10 protein-coding genes are annotated in these 18240 nt (G+C 35.7%); 4 read left to right on the top strand and 6 right to left on the bottom strand.

Features of this window, described 5'->3' with window-relative positions; all coding sequences use genetic code 11:
- Positions 1-70: 70 nt before the first annotated feature.
- From PI23P_RS00915 to PI23P_RS00935, 5 genes are all read right to left on the bottom strand, one after another.
- Positions 71-649, bottom strand: coding sequence for an anthranilate synthase component II (locus PI23P_RS00915; RefSeq protein ID WP_004568814.1), 579 nt, complete (start codon positions 647-649; stop codon positions 71-73).
- A 244-nt stretch (positions 650-893) separates the two neighbouring features.
- Positions 894-2285 carry an anthranilate synthase component I gene (locus PI23P_RS00920; protein ID WP_004568815.1) on the bottom strand — a complete coding sequence of 464 codons (1392 nt, stop codon included), beginning with the start codon at positions 2283-2285 and terminating at the stop codon, positions 894-896.
- A gap of 347 nt (positions 2286-2632) precedes the next feature.
- Positions 2633-5980 (bottom strand): bifunctional amidotransferase subunit GatB/aspartate--tRNA ligase AspS, encoded by a 3348-nt coding sequence (gatB/aspS, locus tag PI23P_RS00925; protein ID WP_004568816.1) that lies wholly within the window; start codon positions 5978-5980, stop codon positions 2633-2635.
- The gene (locus PI23P_RS00930) at positions 5980-7383 is read right to left on the bottom strand and encodes an amidase family protein (protein WP_004568817.1); all 1404 of its coding nucleotides are present in this window, start codon (positions 7381-7383) and stop codon (positions 5980-5982) included. The genes gatB/aspS and PI23P_RS00930 overlap by 1 nt, the downstream gene beginning before the upstream one ends.
- A gap of 1 nt (position 7384) precedes the next feature.
- The gene (locus tag PI23P_RS00935; protein ID WP_026288478.1) at positions 7385-7651 is read right to left on the bottom strand and encodes a hypothetical protein; all 267 of its coding nucleotides are present in this window, start codon (positions 7649-7651) and stop codon (positions 7385-7387) included.
- A 1469-nt stretch (positions 7652-9120) separates the two neighbouring features.
- Between PI23P_RS00935 and gyrB the strand changes: the two genes are divergently transcribed.
- The 3 genes from gyrB (at position 9121) to mdh (ending at position 13251) form a co-directional block, all read left to right on the top strand.
- On the top strand, positions 9121-11061 hold the full coding sequence (gene gyrB, locus PI23P_RS00945) for a DNA topoisomerase (ATP-hydrolyzing) subunit B (RefSeq protein ID WP_004568819.1): 1941 nt from the start codon (positions 9121-9123) through the stop codon (positions 11059-11061).
- 125 nt (positions 11062-11186) lie between these two features.
- The gene (locus PI23P_RS00950) at positions 11187-12194 is read left to right on the top strand and encodes a DUF6588 family protein (protein WP_004568820.1); all 1008 of its coding nucleotides are present in this window, start codon (positions 11187-11189) and stop codon (positions 12192-12194) included.
- 130 nt (positions 12195-12324) lie between these two features.
- Positions 12325-13251: a malate dehydrogenase gene (gene mdh / locus PI23P_RS00955; RefSeq protein ID WP_004568821.1), complete on the top strand. Its 927-nt coding sequence runs from the start codon at positions 12325-12327 to the stop codon at positions 13249-13251.
- 97 nt (positions 13252-13348) lie between these two features.
- Here mdh and PI23P_RS00960 read toward each other — a convergent pair whose 3' ends face one another.
- Positions 13349-15025: a formate--tetrahydrofolate ligase gene (locus PI23P_RS00960; RefSeq protein WP_004568822.1), complete on the bottom strand. Its 1677-nt coding sequence runs from the start codon at positions 15023-15025 to the stop codon at positions 13349-13351.
- Positions 15026-15222: 197 nt separating this feature from the next.
- On the opposite strand from PI23P_RS00960, the gene secDF reads away from it, so the two are divergent.
- Positions 15223-18225 carry a protein translocase subunit SecDF gene (gene secDF / locus PI23P_RS00965; RefSeq protein WP_004568823.1) on the top strand — a complete coding sequence of 1001 codons (3003 nt, stop codon included), beginning with the start codon at positions 15223-15225 and terminating at the stop codon, positions 18223-18225.
- The last annotated feature ends 15 nt before the right edge of the window (positions 18226-18240 follow it).

Consider the following 18240-nt stretch of genomic DNA (forward strand, 5'->3'; position numbering starts at 1 on the left):
ATTCTAAAAATTTTAGGGGAAATAGAAACAATGCAAAGTTATTTCAAAACTTTGTGACCTCCCTATATTATTACTTTTTAACGCTATTTATAAAGTTTCTCAATAACTGTTCTCCCACATCTGTCAGAATAGATTCTGGATGAAATTGAACCGCTGAAATTGGAAAAACCTTGTGTTGTATTGCTTGGATTAAACCATCTTCATCTCTTGCTGTTACTTGTATTTCTTCTGGAAACCCCATGTCTGTTGCTGCCCAAGAGTGATATCTTGCCGCTAAAAATGTTTCTGGAACCCCTTTAAAAATAATTGCGTTTGCATCGGTTACTCTCATCGCAGTGGCTACACCGTGAAACACATTTTCTAAATTGATAATAGTTCCTCCAAAAACCTCTGTAATTGCTTGCAAGCCTAAACACACTCCAAAAATTGGTTTACTTCCTGCGTACGTCCTTATCACCTCCTTTAAAATGCCAGCTTCGTCTGGAATTCCAGGTCCTGGAGAGAGCATAATCACGTCATAATTCCCCACTTCTTCGATAGTTATTTCATCGTTTCTAAAAACCGCTGGAAAATTTCCAGTAATTTTTTCTACCATGTGCACCAAATTGTACGTAAACGAATCGTAATTGTCTAAAATTAATATTTTCATATTTTTCTTTAATTGTCATTACAGAGCAAATTTTGTCATTTGCTTTGGTAAGCTATTCTTTTTAAAAAGATTCTTCTGTTGCAAAAACAACTCGGAACTATTTAACATGTACTTTTACGCCAGGAACCGCAAGGGCATCTTTTTTTAGTGTCAATTCGAATAAATTTCCTTTTCTACAAACTCCTATCGTGAACGATTAAAAAAGATATCGAAGAAAGCCCGTTAAAACGCCTTGATCACAATCCTAAATATCCTCTGCTAAAATCAAGGCTTTCTTTAATGCCGCTAACTTATTATTTACTTCCTGCAATTCATTTGCCTCGTCTGAATGAATCACAATTCCTGCACCCGCCTGAGAATACAATACATTATTTTTACTGACAAATGAACGAATGGCAATTGCTAGATTTATAGAACCATCCAAACCAATAATACCTAAGGCACCTCCGTAGAAGCCGCGTGTTTGATTTTCATAAGTATTAATCAGCTCCATTGCCTTATACTTTGGTGCACCGCTCAAGGTTCCAGCAGGAAAAGTATCTCCAACAATTTCAATTGGATTGCCTTTAATTTTCCCCCTTACCGTAGAAACCAAATGAATTACATGGCTAAAATACTGTACTTCTTTAAACACCTCAACCATAACGTTATCTGCATGCTTACTTAAATCGTTTCGAGCCAAATCTACCAACATCACGTGTTCTGCAGTCTCTTTTTTATCTTCAGAAAGTTTTTTCCCTAATTTAATATCTTCTGCATTATCGCCAGTTCTTCGAAAGGTTCCTGCAATTGGATTAATGGTTGCTTTCCCTCCAGATATTTTAATTTGTGCTTCTGGTGAAGATCCCATTAATTTGAAACTTCCATAATCAAAATAAAACAAGTAAGGTGACGGATTTATGGAACGCAATGCACGATACACATTGAACTCATCCCCTTTAAATTTTTGCTGAAATTGACGCGAAAGCACCAATTGAAAAACGTCTCCTCTTTTACAATGCGATTTTGCTTTTCTTACGTATTCTTTAAACTCTTCTCCTGTTACATTCGAAGTCTCCTTGCCGACCGTCTCGAATTTCTGTGTGTTAAATGCCTGCGCATCTATGATGGTTTGTACTTCTTTTATGCGCGATTCGCTACCCTCCTCTATATTCTCTATCAGGGTCATTTCATCATTAAAGTGATTGATCGCAATGATGAACCGATACAAACTGTACTGCATTTCTGGAATTGCAGAAGGTGCTTTTTTATTTGTAAATTGGATGTTTTCAAAATATTGAACGGCATCAAAGGTTGAATATCCATACAATCCGTTGTACGATTTTAATTCTGGTGGACAGTCTAAAGCGATTGAGTTGGTGAACTTATCAAATAATTGATAAAAGTTCTTATCTACCGGTTGCGCATCAATCTCTGTTCCTTTGTGAAAAACTGTATATTGTGCATCATCAACCTTCATGGTAAGCACAGGCTCTATTGCGATATAAGAAAAACTTTCTTCTTTACTGTGATAGTCAGAACTCTCTAATAAAAGCGTGTTTGCAAAAGCGTCTCTAAAACGCAAATACAATCCTACAGGAGTTATGGTATCTGCTATTTTTGTCTTATAAATTGTTTTAAACTGTATTTTTTTCATTTCGTTCCGGAACTTTAATAATAAAAAAAGGCTTATCGTGAGATAAGCCTTTTTTTATTATGTTATAAACATATAGGATTCATCTCACTTATGAATTAAGAGAGTTCCACCACCAAGTTTTGTTTGTATTATTTTTCATGTCGAGTACAAAAGTAGGGTAGATTTTTAAATTAAACAACCTTTCTAAATTATTTTATCCGTTTTAACAAAATTTTACAAATTGACAAACATCCCAAAAATTTCTTATCTAAATTCTAGCGTTATTTGAAATTTCACAAGAGACGTGCGGACTTCTTCTGTTTAATTTAAATTACTGCCTACTAGGTTTAAGGACGAAATTCTCTTCTTTATTTTCTTATAATTCTAACATTCATTTCTTCTACCTTTTTATCAGATAAAGGAGAAGGTGCATTGAACAGCAAATCTTCTGACGCACCTGTTTTAGGAAAGGCCATTACCTCTCTTATTGAGGCTTTCTTCTCTAAAATCATCATTAAACGATCAATACCCCAAGCGATGCCCCCATGCGGCGGCGCACCATATTGAAATGCTTTGTGCATGGTTCCCACACTTTTCATCATTTCTTCATGGGTATATCCCATATTTCTATAGGTAGCTTCTAAAATTTCTGATTTGTGCGCACGCACAGAACCTCCACCAATTTCATATCCATTTAAAATTAAATCGTACTGCTGCGCAATAATGGTTCCTATTTCATCCCCTTTGACATTCATGTGCTTCTCTAAATCATAAATAGCTGGCATCGAAAAAGGATTGTGTGTGAACGTCCATCTTCCTTCGTCTGTCTTTTCAAACATTGGAAAGTCGATCACCCAAGCAGGTCTTAACTCTTTTGGGTTTACAAGGTTCAACACACGTCCCATCTCTTGACGAACGGCGTCTAGTGCTTTGTTTGCCGTTGCATAATCCGCCGCAGAGAAAAATACAATATCCCCCACTTTAGCTGCAGTAAATTGTATAATATTTTTAGCGATTTCCTCTCCTAAAAATTTAATAATAGGCGATTGTAAATCATGCTCATTTACAATAATATAAGCCAGTCCCCCTAAGCCATTTTGTTGCGCAATCGTGGTCAAGCTTTCAATTTGTCCTTTAGACATTCTTTTACCTCCTTGTTCCTTGGCAGAAACTTTAATACATTTTACAATTCCCCCGTCGGCAATTGGCTTACTAAAAACTTGAAAACTAGTCTCTTTGACAATCGAAGTAATGTCTTGCATTTGCAAACCATACCGTAAATCGGGTCGGTCACAACCATACTTGTCCATTGCATTTTTATACGTAATGACCTCAAAAGGATATAAAACCCACTTTTTACCATAAATTTTTCGAACTACTTCATTAAACAACCTTGTGTTTAAATCGATAATCTGTTGCATACTCACAAAAGCCATCTCTAAATCCAACTGCGTAAATTCTGGCTGTCGATCTCCACGCGAGTCTTCGTCTCTAAAACAACGTGCAATTTGAAAATATTTTTCAAAACCACCTACCATGAGCATTTGCTTGAACTGCTGTGGCGCCTGAGGCAGCGTATAAAAAGAACCTACCTGTTTTCTTGTTGGCACAATAAACTCTCTTGCACCCTCATCTGTTCCCGCAGTTAAAATAGGCGTTTCTATTTCTAAAAACTCTTCTTCATCTAAAAGATCACGCAGCAACTTAATTACTTTATGTCTGTTTACAATTGCGCGTCGAACTTCATCATTTCGGTGGTCTAGAAATTTATATTCAAAACGGACTTTCTCATTGCTTTTAAAGGCCCTCTTAATTTCAAAAGGCAAGGTTTTAGAAAGATTTAAGATTTCTAAATCTGTAGTTTCGAGTTCTAATTTCCCTGTTCTCAAACCTGCATTATAATCATCTTCATTTCGTTGAAGTACAATCCCTGTGACAGAAATGACGGATTCTGGTTTTAACTTCACCAGCTCGTCTAAATTAGGAAACGTTTCTCGACTTAAGCGAACTTGAAAAATCTGAGTACTCGAATCTCTTAAATCAATAAATATCAATTCACCGTGATCTCGTACACTGGAAACCCAACCCGAGAGCGTTACCTTTTGATTAATAGAGGCTTCGGAGAGCTGAGAAACCGTATGTGTTCTATATTCTTCTTTTATGATAATAGCGGTTCGCGGTTCGCTACTTACAGTTATTTCTTCGCTGTTTGCCAGTGTCTGATCGCCAATCGCTTTCAACCCTTGGTTTTGTGCGTCTTGGTTCTTGGTGATCCCCTCTTTTCTAGACAATTGCTCCAAAATTCCTGCACGTATTACTTTCCCAGAAGCTCCCTTGCCAATACTACCAATTACTTTCCCAACTAAAATTCCCGCTTTTCCTTCGTTCCCTGCTTTGATTTCATTTGAAATCTCTTCATTTTCTTGCAGAACTTGTGCAATTGTTAAGCTAATTTTTTCGTGAGAAATCGTGTTTTCTTCGAAATATTTTTTATAATCGAAGCTATTGTTTTCAACATATGTCGCAATTGCGTTTTGAGCCAATACAGCTGTTATTTGATCGGCTTTCAGTAATTGAAAAATTTCAAGAAGATGCTCAACATGTCCTATCTTTTTATACGCATCTACCTCCATATTATTTACCAATGTTTTGGCAACAAATGACGGATCTTGAAGCACATTATTCAGCGCCATAAAAGTCTTAGATCGAAGCGCATCCGCCGTAAAGAACTTCGCATCTTGTGGTAAAACCTTCCCGTTAATAAGAACCGTTTCTACAGCATACGGCAGAGCACTTATATCAATTTTAATTCCTGCAACCACTTCTTTAATGTTCACAAATGGCAAGTCTGGCTCAGATATAAAACGATAATCCGCCTCAAACTCTTTTGTTCGCATCGTTTTAGTCTGCTTTAAATCTGCATCCCATAAAACCGTGGTTTGTTCTGGTCTAAACTCGCTATGGGTTTTAAAATAATTTATTTGCTTTTCGATTTCCTCTTTTAGAGCATCTACCATAAACTTAAAAGAGTTTAGGTTTTTAATTTCTGTTCTTGGATTTAATCCGGTTTCCCCAATTTTCCTCAGAGAAACAGAAACATCTGATTTGAACTCTCCTTTTTCTAAATTTGCTTCTGAAATCCCTAGATTCTGAACAATTCTCTGAATGTACTGCGCATACGTTGAAGCGTCTTCAATATTTCGAATACAGGGATCTGTAACAATTTCAATAAGCGGAACTCCAGCTTTATTAAAATCGACCAAAGAAACTTTTTTCTCGTGCATTAGTTTTGCCGCATCTTCTTCAATGTGGGTTTGCGTTAATGTGACCGTAAATTGAGAACCATCATTTCGATAACAAGAAACTTCTCCATCTGGAATTACCGGATTGTGAAATTGTGTGATTTGTATATTTTTAGGATTGTCTGGATACTCATAATGTTTTCGATCCCACGAGATTACGTCATTTGAAAAGGAGGAGTTTACTGCTTTTCCAAAATAAATAGCTTTAATTATTGCCTCTTTATTGATGGCTGGTAGTACCCCCATTTGCCCCGTACAAACTGAACAAATATGGTGATTGGGAATAGCTATTTCTTCATTCGGGCAGGAGCAAAATAACTTGCTCTTGGTGTTTAAACGAACATGTGTCTCTAAACCAATAATCAATTCTAAACCGTGAGCCTTCAAAGCCTCTTGTATTTGCACTTGTTCCATTATAAAATATCGTTAAGGAAATTAGCGAATTGCAAAACTGCTGCATCTTTTTTCTTGTCTGCTGTAATCTGTAAACCTGTAGCTGTTCCTTTCGGAATCGTAAGCGTTGGTAAACCACCTAAACTAAAACCAACAGTATAGGCATCTGACAAATACATTGCCAACGGGTTCTTTAGACTCTCGCCAATTTTTGGAGGAGCTCCGGGAGTCACTGGAGATAAAATGAGGTCTACTTCTGTAAAATCCTTGCTAAACTGTGCGGATATTTGTCCTCTTATATGTTGTGCTTTTAGATAAATAGCGTCCGAAAAACCTTGAGACAAAACCTGATTTCCACCTACAATTCTTCTTTTTGTTTCTTCAGAAAATTTTTCTGATCGCGTAATGGAATAAGTGTCTTTTAGATTTTCTCCTTCAATTCTTGCACCGTAATTTGTTCCGTCTAGGCGAGAAAGGTTAGACGCAGTTTCTGCCATCGCTAGTGTGTAGTATGTAGAAACTAAAATATCTGCATCAAAAAAGTCCAATGCTTTTATTGCAATACCGCTCGCTTTTATCTTTTCTAAAGTTGCTAAAAAAGCTTCTTTTATTTCATCTGTAATCGCATCAGCTTCAATAAAGTTTTTAAAATAACCCACTGTTTTTACTGAAGAAGTTTTATAGTCGATTGCCTCTTCAGAAATTTCTTCGGAACCATAAGTAGTTTGATCTCTAACATCTTTTCCACTCATTATATTGAGAACAATTCGAAGATCTTCAATAGAGTTTGCAATGGGTCCAACACAATCTGTAGAAGATGCATAAGCCATTAATCCGTAACGAGAAATTTTGCCATATGTTGGCTTGAATCCGAATACCTCATTAAAGCCTGCTGGCTGCCGAATAGAACCTCCGGTATCTCCACCGATAGAGAAAATCGTAAACTCTTTTGCTACATTTACCGCAGAGCCCCCACTCGAACCTCCACTCACTAGTTCTGTATTGATTGCATTTTTTACAGCACCAAAAATGGTGTTTTCAGAAGAGGAGCCATGGCCAAACGAATCACAATTTTCCTTGACTAGCGGAATTGCACCAGCATCTAATAATTTCTGAATTGCCGTTGCCGTGTAAGAGGATTTGTAACTCTTTAACAAATCTGAACTTGCCGTTGCCAAAGTACCCTGCAACATAAACACATCTTTAATACCAAAAGGAATCCCTTCTAACAATCCTATATCCTCACCATTTTCAATTTTAATATCTACTTTTGCTGCAAGTCCCAAGGCTGTTTCAATTAGCAATGAATTTACAGTGTTGTGCGTGTTCTCCTGAAGCAAGTCCAGCTTCCCTTGTACCAAACTAACACACGTAAATTCTTTGGACAGCAATTGTTGGTGTATCCTTTTTATCTTTGATTCCATATTAATCTTCTATCACTTTAGCAACTACTAAAAACCCGTTTTTTTCTCTTGGAAAATTCGCTCTGATAATTTCTTTCTCTAAAGCCGCACTCTCGAAGACAATATCTGCTCTTAAATCATCTAAAGACACGCTATTATTATTGACTGCATTCAAGGAATTATTATTCTGATTTGCATTTTTAATTACATCAAACAATGTACTCACTGATTCTGATGGACGTGCTCCCTTAATACTAGACAAAACGTCTACAGTCATTATTTTACTCATGTCTTTTATTTTAAATTAAAAAAAAAGCCTTCCGATTTGGAAGGCTTTATATATTTCTAAACAATAACCTCCTGTCCTATAGCATAGGATTATTGAAATTACGATTGTTGTTATTAATGCTCATGAATGCAATTATACAACAAATTTATGTAGAACAACCCTTACAAATACTTCTTTTCCATGATTTTAAACGGTCTTTACAGTATTGACAAAATATGGATACTTAATTACAGATATAATAAAATCGAGATTAAAAGTAGATCCCTTTTTAGAAGGTTTCAGAAACTTCTATTTAAAAATGGTTACCTGTATTCTTTCATTCTATGCAGAAACAAGTGAAACCGACCTTGTTTTGAAGCGATATCTGACAAGGAACCTCTAAAAATTACGACTCTTTCAAAAAAAATATTCTTTGAGTAGTGATTATAGTCTGTCCTATAATTTGTAAGTTAAAATAGATGTAAAATTATTTTTTTACACTGGGTATTTCTGAAAATAAAAAAATACGCAATGCTAGTTCTCATGACGTCTGACACTTCGCTAGCTAAAAAAGTTTTAATACATTATAGGGACTCTTAATCATTTTATTACCCGGTTGTAATTGTAATAACATGATAATTAAAAATAATATGATTCTTACAAAAGTGCAAAGACTGGCAAATTAGCCTGTTGTAAAATCACTAACCTTTGAGTGTTCAGCAAAGACAGTATACTCGTAAGTCATTCAATACTAGAAACCGAGTCAGAAGGAATTTTTAAGATTACATCAATACTCAACGGTGAAAGTATCTTCAAAGAAAAAGGAGTTGTCTTAAGTTCTGACAAATATAGCATAGAAACTGAAACCTCGAATAAAGATTTTAAAGTAAACGATGACATGATTTTTAAAATCCAAATTAACAATCGCTTAAGCGTAATTAAACCACTATTTAAGGCAAATGCATTATTGAAGTTATGTGCAATTTGTTCTCAAAATATAGTTAGAAACAAGTTTGTATTCTTCATTTTAAAGCAAGCGTTGATCCTGAAGATCTTCCTTCGCATACTTTTATATTTTGGAACTCTTAACTCCTTTTTCGTAAACTTGACTAATCGTTTAAACTTGCATATTTTCTCGCTACAAACCAACTAAAAAAAGATTAAATTGAGCCATTCACTTTAGAACCAAATGAACAAAACAACTCGTATAAGAGGTTTTGTTTATTTATTTAAAACAGTGTCGTGCTAAAAAACAAAAAACTGGAATTAAAAGCCTTATTAAGCGTTTTAAGAGACAGTTACACAATTAACAAATGTTAATAATTTTTAAGTAAAACCACTTAAAAGCTTTTAAAACTCTTTTTAATACAGTAGATTTGGGCAGAGAAAATCGTCATTGTGAACAAAGTCATGGAAGCTTAAATTTAAAGAATACATCCTGATTTTTTACTGCTAAATACAGACCGCAAAGACATAATTTAACTTTTATCATGAGCGAAGAAAAAAAAACATATAGTTATGATGCTTCAAGTATTCAAGCATTAGAAGGAATGGAACATGTGCGAATGCGCCCTTCGATGTATATTGGAGACGTTGGACCACGAGGTTTGCACCATTTAGTTTACGAAGTTGTCGACAATTCCATTGATGAGGCCATGGGCGGTTATTGTGACACCATTGATGTAACCATTAATGAGGATAACTCCGTAACAACGCGAGACAATGGTCGTGGAATTCCTGTAGGAATTCACGAAAAAGAAGGTGTTTCTGCGTTGCAAGTTGTCATGACTAAAATTGGTGCTGGTGGTAAATTTGACAAAGATTCGTACAAAGTTTCTGGAGGTTTACACGGGGTTGGTGTTAGTTGTGTAAATGCACTTTCAGACCTTTTAACGGCAACCATTCACAAAGAAGGAAAGGTTTGGCAACAAGAATATTCAAAAGGAAAAGCTTTATATCCAGTAAAAACAATTGGCGAAAGTGATTTTACTGGAACTATTGTTACTTTTTTACCTGACAAATCTATTTTTAAACAAACGACAGAATTTAATTACGATACGCTTGCCACTCGTATGCGTGAACTGTCCTATTTAAATAAAGGCATTACAATTACCCTAACTGATAAGCGCAGCACAGACGATGAAGGAAATTTTATTTCTGAGGTTTTCTACAGTGACGAAGGGCTTCCAGAATTTATTAAATATTTAGACTCTACCCGCGAGCAACTGACTTCCAAAATAATTTCTATGGAAGGTGAGAAAAATGGGATTCCCGTTGAAGTTGCGATGGTCTACAACACCTCTTATGCCGAAAACTTGCATTCGTATGTAAATAATATTAATACGCATGAAGGAGGAACCCATTTATCTGGCTTTAGACGCGGATTGACAGGGACTTTAAAAAAATATGCTGACGAATCTGGTTTATTGAAAAATGTAAAATTCGAAATTGCTGGTGACGATTTCCGTGAGGGACTTACCGCTATTATTTCGGTAAAAGTTGCAGAACCCCAGTTTGAAGGACAAACAAAAACAAAATTAGGAAACAGAGAAGTTTCGGCAGCGGTATCGCAGTCTGTCTCAGAAATGTTAACCAACTATTTAGAGGAAAATCCGAATGATGCCAAAATAATTGTTCAAAAAGTTATTCTAGCAGCTACAGCGAGACACGCAGCGCGTAAAGCTAGAGAAATGGTGCAGCGTAAAACAGTAATGTCTATTGGAGGTTTGCCTGGAAAACTATCAGATTGTTCAGAAACGGATCCTGCCCAATGTGAAATTTTCTTAGTAGAAGGAGATTCTGCAGGGGGAACAGCAAAACAGGGTAGAGATCGAAACTTTCAAGCAATTTTACCACTTCGTGGAAAAATATTAAATGTTGAAAAAGCAATGCAACATAAAGTTTTTGAAAATGAAGAAATCAAAAACATGTTTACGGCACTCGGTGTCTCTATAGGTACAGAAGAAGACCCAAGAGCACTAAACCTAAGTAAAGTAAGATATCACAAAGTAGTAATTATGTGTGATGCCGATGTTGACGGTTCGCATATTGCAACCTTGATATTGACGTTCTTCTTTAGATATATGAGAGAAATGGTAGAGCAAGGTTACATTTATATTGCAACACCTCCTTTGTATTTGGTTAAAAAAGGACAAAAAAGAGAATACGCATGGGATGACGATCAACGCGATTTCATTGCACAGCAAATGGGCGGCACTGTAAACATACAGCGCTATAAAGGTTTGGGAGAAATGAATGCGGATCAACTGTGGGACACCACAATGAATCCAGAATTCAGAACTCTACGTCAAGTGGTTATTGATAGCCCCACAGAGGCTGACAGAGTCTTTTCAATGCTTATGGGGGACGAAGTTCCACCACGAAGAGAGTTTATTGAAAAAAACGCAAAATATGCTAAAATAGACGTATAACGTCTAATTACTAGAGACCAAAATTTAAAAACGCTAAAATACTTTAGAATTAATGAGTTCGGCGGTACAAATAAATTTGTGAATTTATTTGTACCTTCCGACTTTATGAACTAAAAAATTTTATTATGAAAAACCTAACTTTATTTTTTTTAACCCTATTCGCTTTCACTTTGAACACCAAAGCGCAAGAAGGTTTTGAAGGATACCTTCTAGCAGACAAAAATGACCGGAGTACATTAATTAATGCGTATATAAACCCGGCAATGAAAGGTTTGATTTACAGCATGAATAATGGTTGGTATCATACAGCAAAAGTTCATAAACCGTTTGGATTTGATCTTTCAATTGGATTAAATGCTTCTTTAGTGCCTGAAGAAGATGAAATGTTTACGTTGACAGGTTTAACTTCCATAAATCAAGCCACTGGAAAGAACATTACTGCTGCAACTGTAGCTGGATCAGAAGACAATACACCGTCCACAACCATTAATTTCACAGAGGGCGGCCAAACATTTAGCACAACCTTTAATGCTCCTGGAGGAATAAAAGAAAGTCTACCTTTAAGCGCAGTGCCTGCTCCCGCGGTTCAACTAAGCTTAGGCTTGCCTGCAAAATTTGAAATAAGTTTGCGTTTAGTTCCAGAAGTTGGTTCGGACGATGTAAAAGGAAAATTATTAGGTATAGGTTTAAAAAAAGAAATAACAGATTGGTTCGGCCCAATAGGCAAAACCCCTTTACATGTTTCTTTACTGGCAGCCTACACAACTATGAATGTAGAATATGACATAAAAGGTGATACTGATGTTTCTGTTGAAAATGGGATGGCAGAATTTAAATTAAATTCTTATACAGTGCAAGCTATCGCATCGTTAAACTTCCCAATCATAAATTTATATGGTGGAATTGGTTACGGATCAGGAAACTCTACACTTAAAATGTTAGGAGATTATACTTTAAATTATGGTCCGCTTTCTAGAACAATTTCAGACCCTATAAACTCAAAATTTAACGCAGGAAGCTTTAGAACAACTATTGGTACGAGGTTAAGTTTAGGTTTCTTCAAAATATTTGGAAGTTATACTTTGCAAGAATACAATACTGCTAATTTAGGCATTGCCATTAGCCTAAGGTAATCCTATCAAAAAGATAACAAAAAAAGACAGCAAAATTGCTGTCTTTTTTTTTGCCCTAATTTAAACAATATCTTGTTTAAATATTTGTATTTTAGCCTGTAAATATTGAAAATAATTAAAAAATAAAGATATGAAAGTTACAGTTGTTGGTGCAGGTGCCGTAGGTGCTAGTTGTGCAGAATATATTGCTATAAAAAACTTTGCTTCCGAAGTTATAATCTTGGACATTAAAGAAGGATTTGCTGAAGGAAAAGCAATGGACTTAATGCAAACCGCTTCTTTAAACGGATTTGACACTAAAATTACAGGAAGCACAAACGATTATTCGAAAACTGCAGATTCTGATATTTGCGTAATTACGTCTGGTATCCCTAGAAAACCAGGAATGACTCGTGAAGAATTAATTGGAATCAATGCGGGTATTGTAAAAATGGTCTCTACAAGTTTAATAGAGCATTCTCCGAATACAATTATTATTGTTGTTTCTAACCCAATGGATACGATGACCTATCTCGTTCATAAAGCTACTGGATTGCCAAAAAATAGAATTATTGGAATGGGAGGTGCTTTGGATTCTGCACGCTTTAAATATCGATTAGCAGAAGCGCTAGGAGCTCCTATTTCTGATGTTGACGGAATGGTAATTGGTGGACATTCTGACAAAGGAATGGTTCCTTTAACGAGATTGGCAACGAGGAATTCGGTCCCTGTTTCTGAATTTATCTCTGAAGAAAGACTGGAACAAGTTTTACAAGACACCAAAGTTGGCGGCGCAACCTTAACAGGATTGTTAGGTACATCTGCATGGTATGCTCCTGGAGCTGCCGTTTCTAGTATGGTTCAAGCAATCGCTTGTGACACTAAAAAAATATTTCCTTGTTCTACCTTACTAGAAGGAGAATATGGCTTACATGACTTGTGTATTGGAGTACCTGTAATTTTAGGTAAAAACGGAATTGAAAGTATTGTTGAAATTAATTTAAGTACTTCCGAAAAAGCACACATGCAAGAGTCTGCAATTGGAGTTTCTGCTACAAATAAATTGTTAACCTTATAGCATAAGTACAAATCCTTTAGGAATCAAATCGTATAAAAATCCAGCACTTTCGCTGGATTTTTATTTTTAAGATCTCGTGACTAAAAAGGAACCAACACTAAGACAGGCCAGAAATAACACCATTTTTGTCAATCGTCATATGTTCTGAAGCGGGAATTGTAGGCAAACCTGGCATGCGCGACATTTTACCTAAAATAGGAATTACAAACTGTGCACCTGCTGCGATTTCAATTTCACGAACGGTAATCGTAAAATCTTTCGGTCTTCCTATTAATTTATCGTCATCCGAAAAAGATTTCTGTGTTTTTGCCATGCAAACAGCAAAATCATTAAAACCCAAGCGATCAATCCTTTTAAGATTTAACTCTGCTTGGACTCCGTAAACAACTTTTTTGGCACCATAAATTTCTTTTGCAATAATTTCAATCTTTTCTTTAATTGGTAATTTCCAACTATACAATGGTTTATATTGTGTCGCTTTGTTCTCTACAACGTCCACTACCGCCGCAGCTAGCTTTTTAGTTCCTTCTCCGCCTTTCGCCCAACCTTCAGACAAAACAGCATGCACTCCTAAACCTGCACACTTTTTAATAATGTAATTTACTTCATCTTCAGAATCGGAAACAAAAGAATTAATAGCCACTACCGGCTCAATATTGAACTTCCTAATATTTTCAATGTGCTTTTCAAGATTCTTAAAACCTTCCGCAACCTTTGCTAAACTCGGTATATTGTAAGCATCACTTTTTGCACCACCGTGGTGTCGTAAGGCCCTAATTGTCAAAACCAAAACAACACATTTCGGATTTAGTTTTGCAAACTGCGATTTAATATTTAAGAATTTCTCTGCACCTAAATCTGCTCCAAAACCAGCCTCTGTGACTACATAATCAGATAAAGACAATCCCATTTTTGTTGCAATAATTGTGTTGGTACCTTGTGCAATATTTGCAAAAGGGCCCCCGTGAATAATTGCTGGGTTTTCCTCTAATGTTTGCACCAAGTTTGGTTTGATCGCCTCTTTTAATAGAATGGTCATCGCATTTTCTGCTTTTAAATCTCGTGCAAAGACGGGTTGTTTGTCAAATGTAAAACCAATCAGTATATTCCCTAACCGTTCTTTTAAATTTTCTAAACTAGAAGCCATACACAGAATTGCCATGACTTCAGAAGCTGGAGTAATGTTAAAACTATCTTGTCTTGGCACTCCATTAGAAGTTCCACCCAAACCAATTGTAATGTCTCGCAGAGCACGATCGTTCATATCTATCACGCGTTTCCAAAGAATAGTTCGAGGATCTATCCTTAAATTTTGAGCCTTACTTTGAATATTATTATCGATCAAAGCTGCCAGTAAATTATTGGCTTTTTCAATTGCATTGAAATCGCCTGTAAAGTGTAAATTAATATCTTCCATCGGCACAACTTGCGAATATCCACCTCCCGTAGCACCTCCTTTTAATCCAAATACAGGTCCTAAAGAAGGTTCTCGCAAAACGACTAAGGCTTGCTTTCCTATTTTATTTAAACCTTCCGTCAGGCCGATGGAGACCGTCGTCTTTCCCTCTCCTGCTGGTGTGGGTGTAATTGCGGTAACTAGAACTAGATGATGTTTATTTACTTTCCTTTCATCGATAAGAGAAAGTGGCAGCTTTGCTTTGTACTTTCCATACATCTCGAGATCATCCTCCACTAGTTTTAGTTTCTTCGCAATTTCCTTTATATGTAACAATGTTTTTGCTTGTGCAATTGAAATATCAGATAGACCTGTCATTCATTAAATTTAGAGGTTGTTATTATTTTCAAGCATTAAATATACCTATTTTTTGGAGTTTGGGATTTATTAAATTAAAGAAGTAAACAAAAAGATAAAAAGCACCTTATAAATGTCATAAAATAATTGCTTCGCCTGCATTGAAATACTATATTTGCTCGTTTCAAAAAAAAGAAAGTCGACATAAAATAACAAAAATGCAAAACAAGGGACTTATTAAAGTATTCGCTATCCTTTTCGGATTGGTGAGTTTATATCAATTATCATTCACATTTTTAGCAACCAACGTCGAAGACGATGCGAAAGCATATGCGGAAAGAAAGGTAACGGATAATGATGCGAGAAAGAAAGCTGATTCAGAAAAAAAATACTTGGACAGTGTTGCAAACAAAGAAATAATTGACATCGGTATTGCTAAATACACGTACAACGATGTTCGAGATAAGGAGATGAACCTTGGTCTTGACCTAAAAGGAGGGGTCAATGCAATCTTACAAGTTTCTGTAAAAGAAGTTTTAAAGAATTTATCAAACGATTCTAAAAACGAAGCTTTCAACAAAGCTTTAGACACGGCCGACGAAAATCAAAAAAATAGCAATTCAAATTATTTAGATTTATTTTTTAAAGAATTTGAGAGCATCGCTGGTGATACAAAACTAAGTGATCCTTCTATTTTTGGAACGAAGTCGTTGAGCGATAAAATTTCATTTAATGAAGCTAATATTTCTGTTAAAGAAACTTTACAAAAAGAAATCAACAGTTCTATTGGTACTGCTTTTGAAGTACTGCGAAGTAGAATTGATAAATTTGGTGTTGCTTCGCCAGACATCCAAAGAATTGGAAATTCTGGGAGGATTCAAATTGAATTACCCGGAGCAAAAGATATTGAGCGTGTAACCACTTTAATTACTAGCAAAGCAGAATTACAATTTTGGGAAGTATACTCCAATGCAGAAGTACTGCAATACTTATCAATAGCAAATTCAAAATCTATAGCGTTATTAAAGGACATATCTAAAAAAGAGGTTGTTCAAGAAGACGAAGTAATCAAAGATGATATCGACGATTTGTTAGGAGCAACTGCAGACTCTACACAGGTAGACCAAAAAATGCTATTCTCTTATTTAAGTCCTATGCAATCGCAACTAAGTTCTACAATTGGATATGCTAAAGTCACAGATACTGCCACTGTAAACAACTTATTGAAAAGAAAAGAAATCAGATCCTTGCTTCCTAGCGAACTTAGATATGTAAAATTTTTATGGGATTATAAATCTTTTAATCCACAAAGCCCAGCAGGAACTAATGATGCTTCTCAATCAGACGAACTGGTTGCTTTATATGCTATAAAATCAAACAGAAATGATGTTGCTCCATTAGAAGGAGATGTTATTCTAGATGCTTCACAGGTCTTTAGTCAATTAAACAAGCCTGAAGTGAGCATGACCATGAACAGCGGTGCTTCAAAAGATTGGGCCAAACTAACCTCTGATTTAGCTGCACAAAAAAATAAATTTATAGCAGTAGTGTTGGATGACAATGTCTACACAGCGCCTACAGTAAACAATGCGATTACAGGAGGTACCACTTCTATTTCTGGAGGGAGTATGACCATTACAGAAGCAAAAGACATTGCTACCGTTTTAAAAGCAGGTAAATTGCCAGCTGCAGCAAGAATTATTCAAATTGAAGTTGTAGGCCCCTCTCTAGGTCAAGAATCGATAGACGCCTCGATACAATCTTTTGGCTTGGCAATTATTTTAGTTTTATTATGGATGATTTTATACTATGGTAAAGCAGGTTTGTATGCAGATATTGCCCTTGCTGTAAACATCCTATTTATTTTTGGAATTTTAGCTTCTTTTAGCGCAGTGTTAACGTTACCCGGTATTGCTGGAATTATATTGACCATAGGTATGTCGGTAGATGCAAACGTTATTATCTTCGAAAGAATTAAAGAAAGTTTGTTTAAAAAGAAAGGTTTAAAACAGTCCGTAGAAGAAGGATTCTCAGTAAAAGGAGCTTTATCAGCAATTATTGATGCCAATATTACAACGCTTTTAACGGGAATTATTTTATATGTTTTCGGATCAGGGCCTATCAAAGGGTTCGCCTTAACCTTAATGATCGGTATTGCAACCTCTCTATTTACCGCAGTATTTATAACGCGTTTGTTAATCGATGATGCCATAAATAAAAACGCAAAATTAACATTTAATACGTCAGTTTCTAAAGGATGGTTCCAGAACATCAATGTGGAATTTTTAAAGAGCCGTAAAATAGCATACATCATTTCCGGTGCCGTTATTATTGGTGGTATTATTTCGATATTCTCTATTGGTTTAAAGCAAGGTGTTGATTTTAAAGGAGGGCGTTCTTTCGTTATTCGTTTTGATCAAGACATGAATGCAACGCAGGTTGCAGAATCTTTGAAAGATGCTTTTATAACAGCTCCCGAAGTAAAAACATATGGAACCCAAAAACAATTAAAAATAACTACTGTTTACAGAATTGATGACGAAGGTCAACAAGTTGACGAGGAGGTTCAAAATGCATTATTTACAGGACTAAAACCCTATTTAGGAAATACAACATACCAAGACTTTAAACCAGGTTTTGAAAAAGAGGGGGCTGGCGTAATGAGCTACATAAAAGTAGAGCCTACGATTGCTGATGACATCAAGACTTCTGCACTGTATGCTGTATTTGGATCCTTATTTATTGTTTTCTTATACATTCTATTGCGTTTTAGAAAAATATCCTTCTCTATTGGAGCTGTAATCGCAGTTTTTCACGATGTACTCATCGTTTTAAGTGTCTTCTCTATCTGTTATAGCTTTATGCCTTTTGACATGGAAATAGGGCAATCTTTTATTGCTGCAATTTTAACTGTGGTAGGATATTCCTTGAATGATACGGTTGTAATTTTCGATAGAATTCGAGAATTTACAGAAACTCATAAAACGTGGAAGTATAGTGAAGTAGTAGACAGAGCTCTAAGTTCTACATTAGGAAGAACCATCAATACTTCATTAACAACATTGTTGGTAATGTTAGCAATCTTTACCTTTGGTGGAGACTCTATTAAAGGATTCATGTTTGCTCTTATTATAGGAGTTGCTGTAGGTACCTACTCTTCATTGTTTGTGGCAACACCAATCATGTTCGACACTTCCAAAAAAGAAGAGAAAAATAAGTAAACCTTATTATACATA

Origin of the sequence: Polaribacter irgensii 23-P, assembly GCF_000153225.1 — a bacterium.
GTDB classification, from domain to species: domain Bacteria; phylum Bacteroidota; class Bacteroidia; order Flavobacteriales; family Flavobacteriaceae; genus Polaribacter; species Polaribacter irgensii.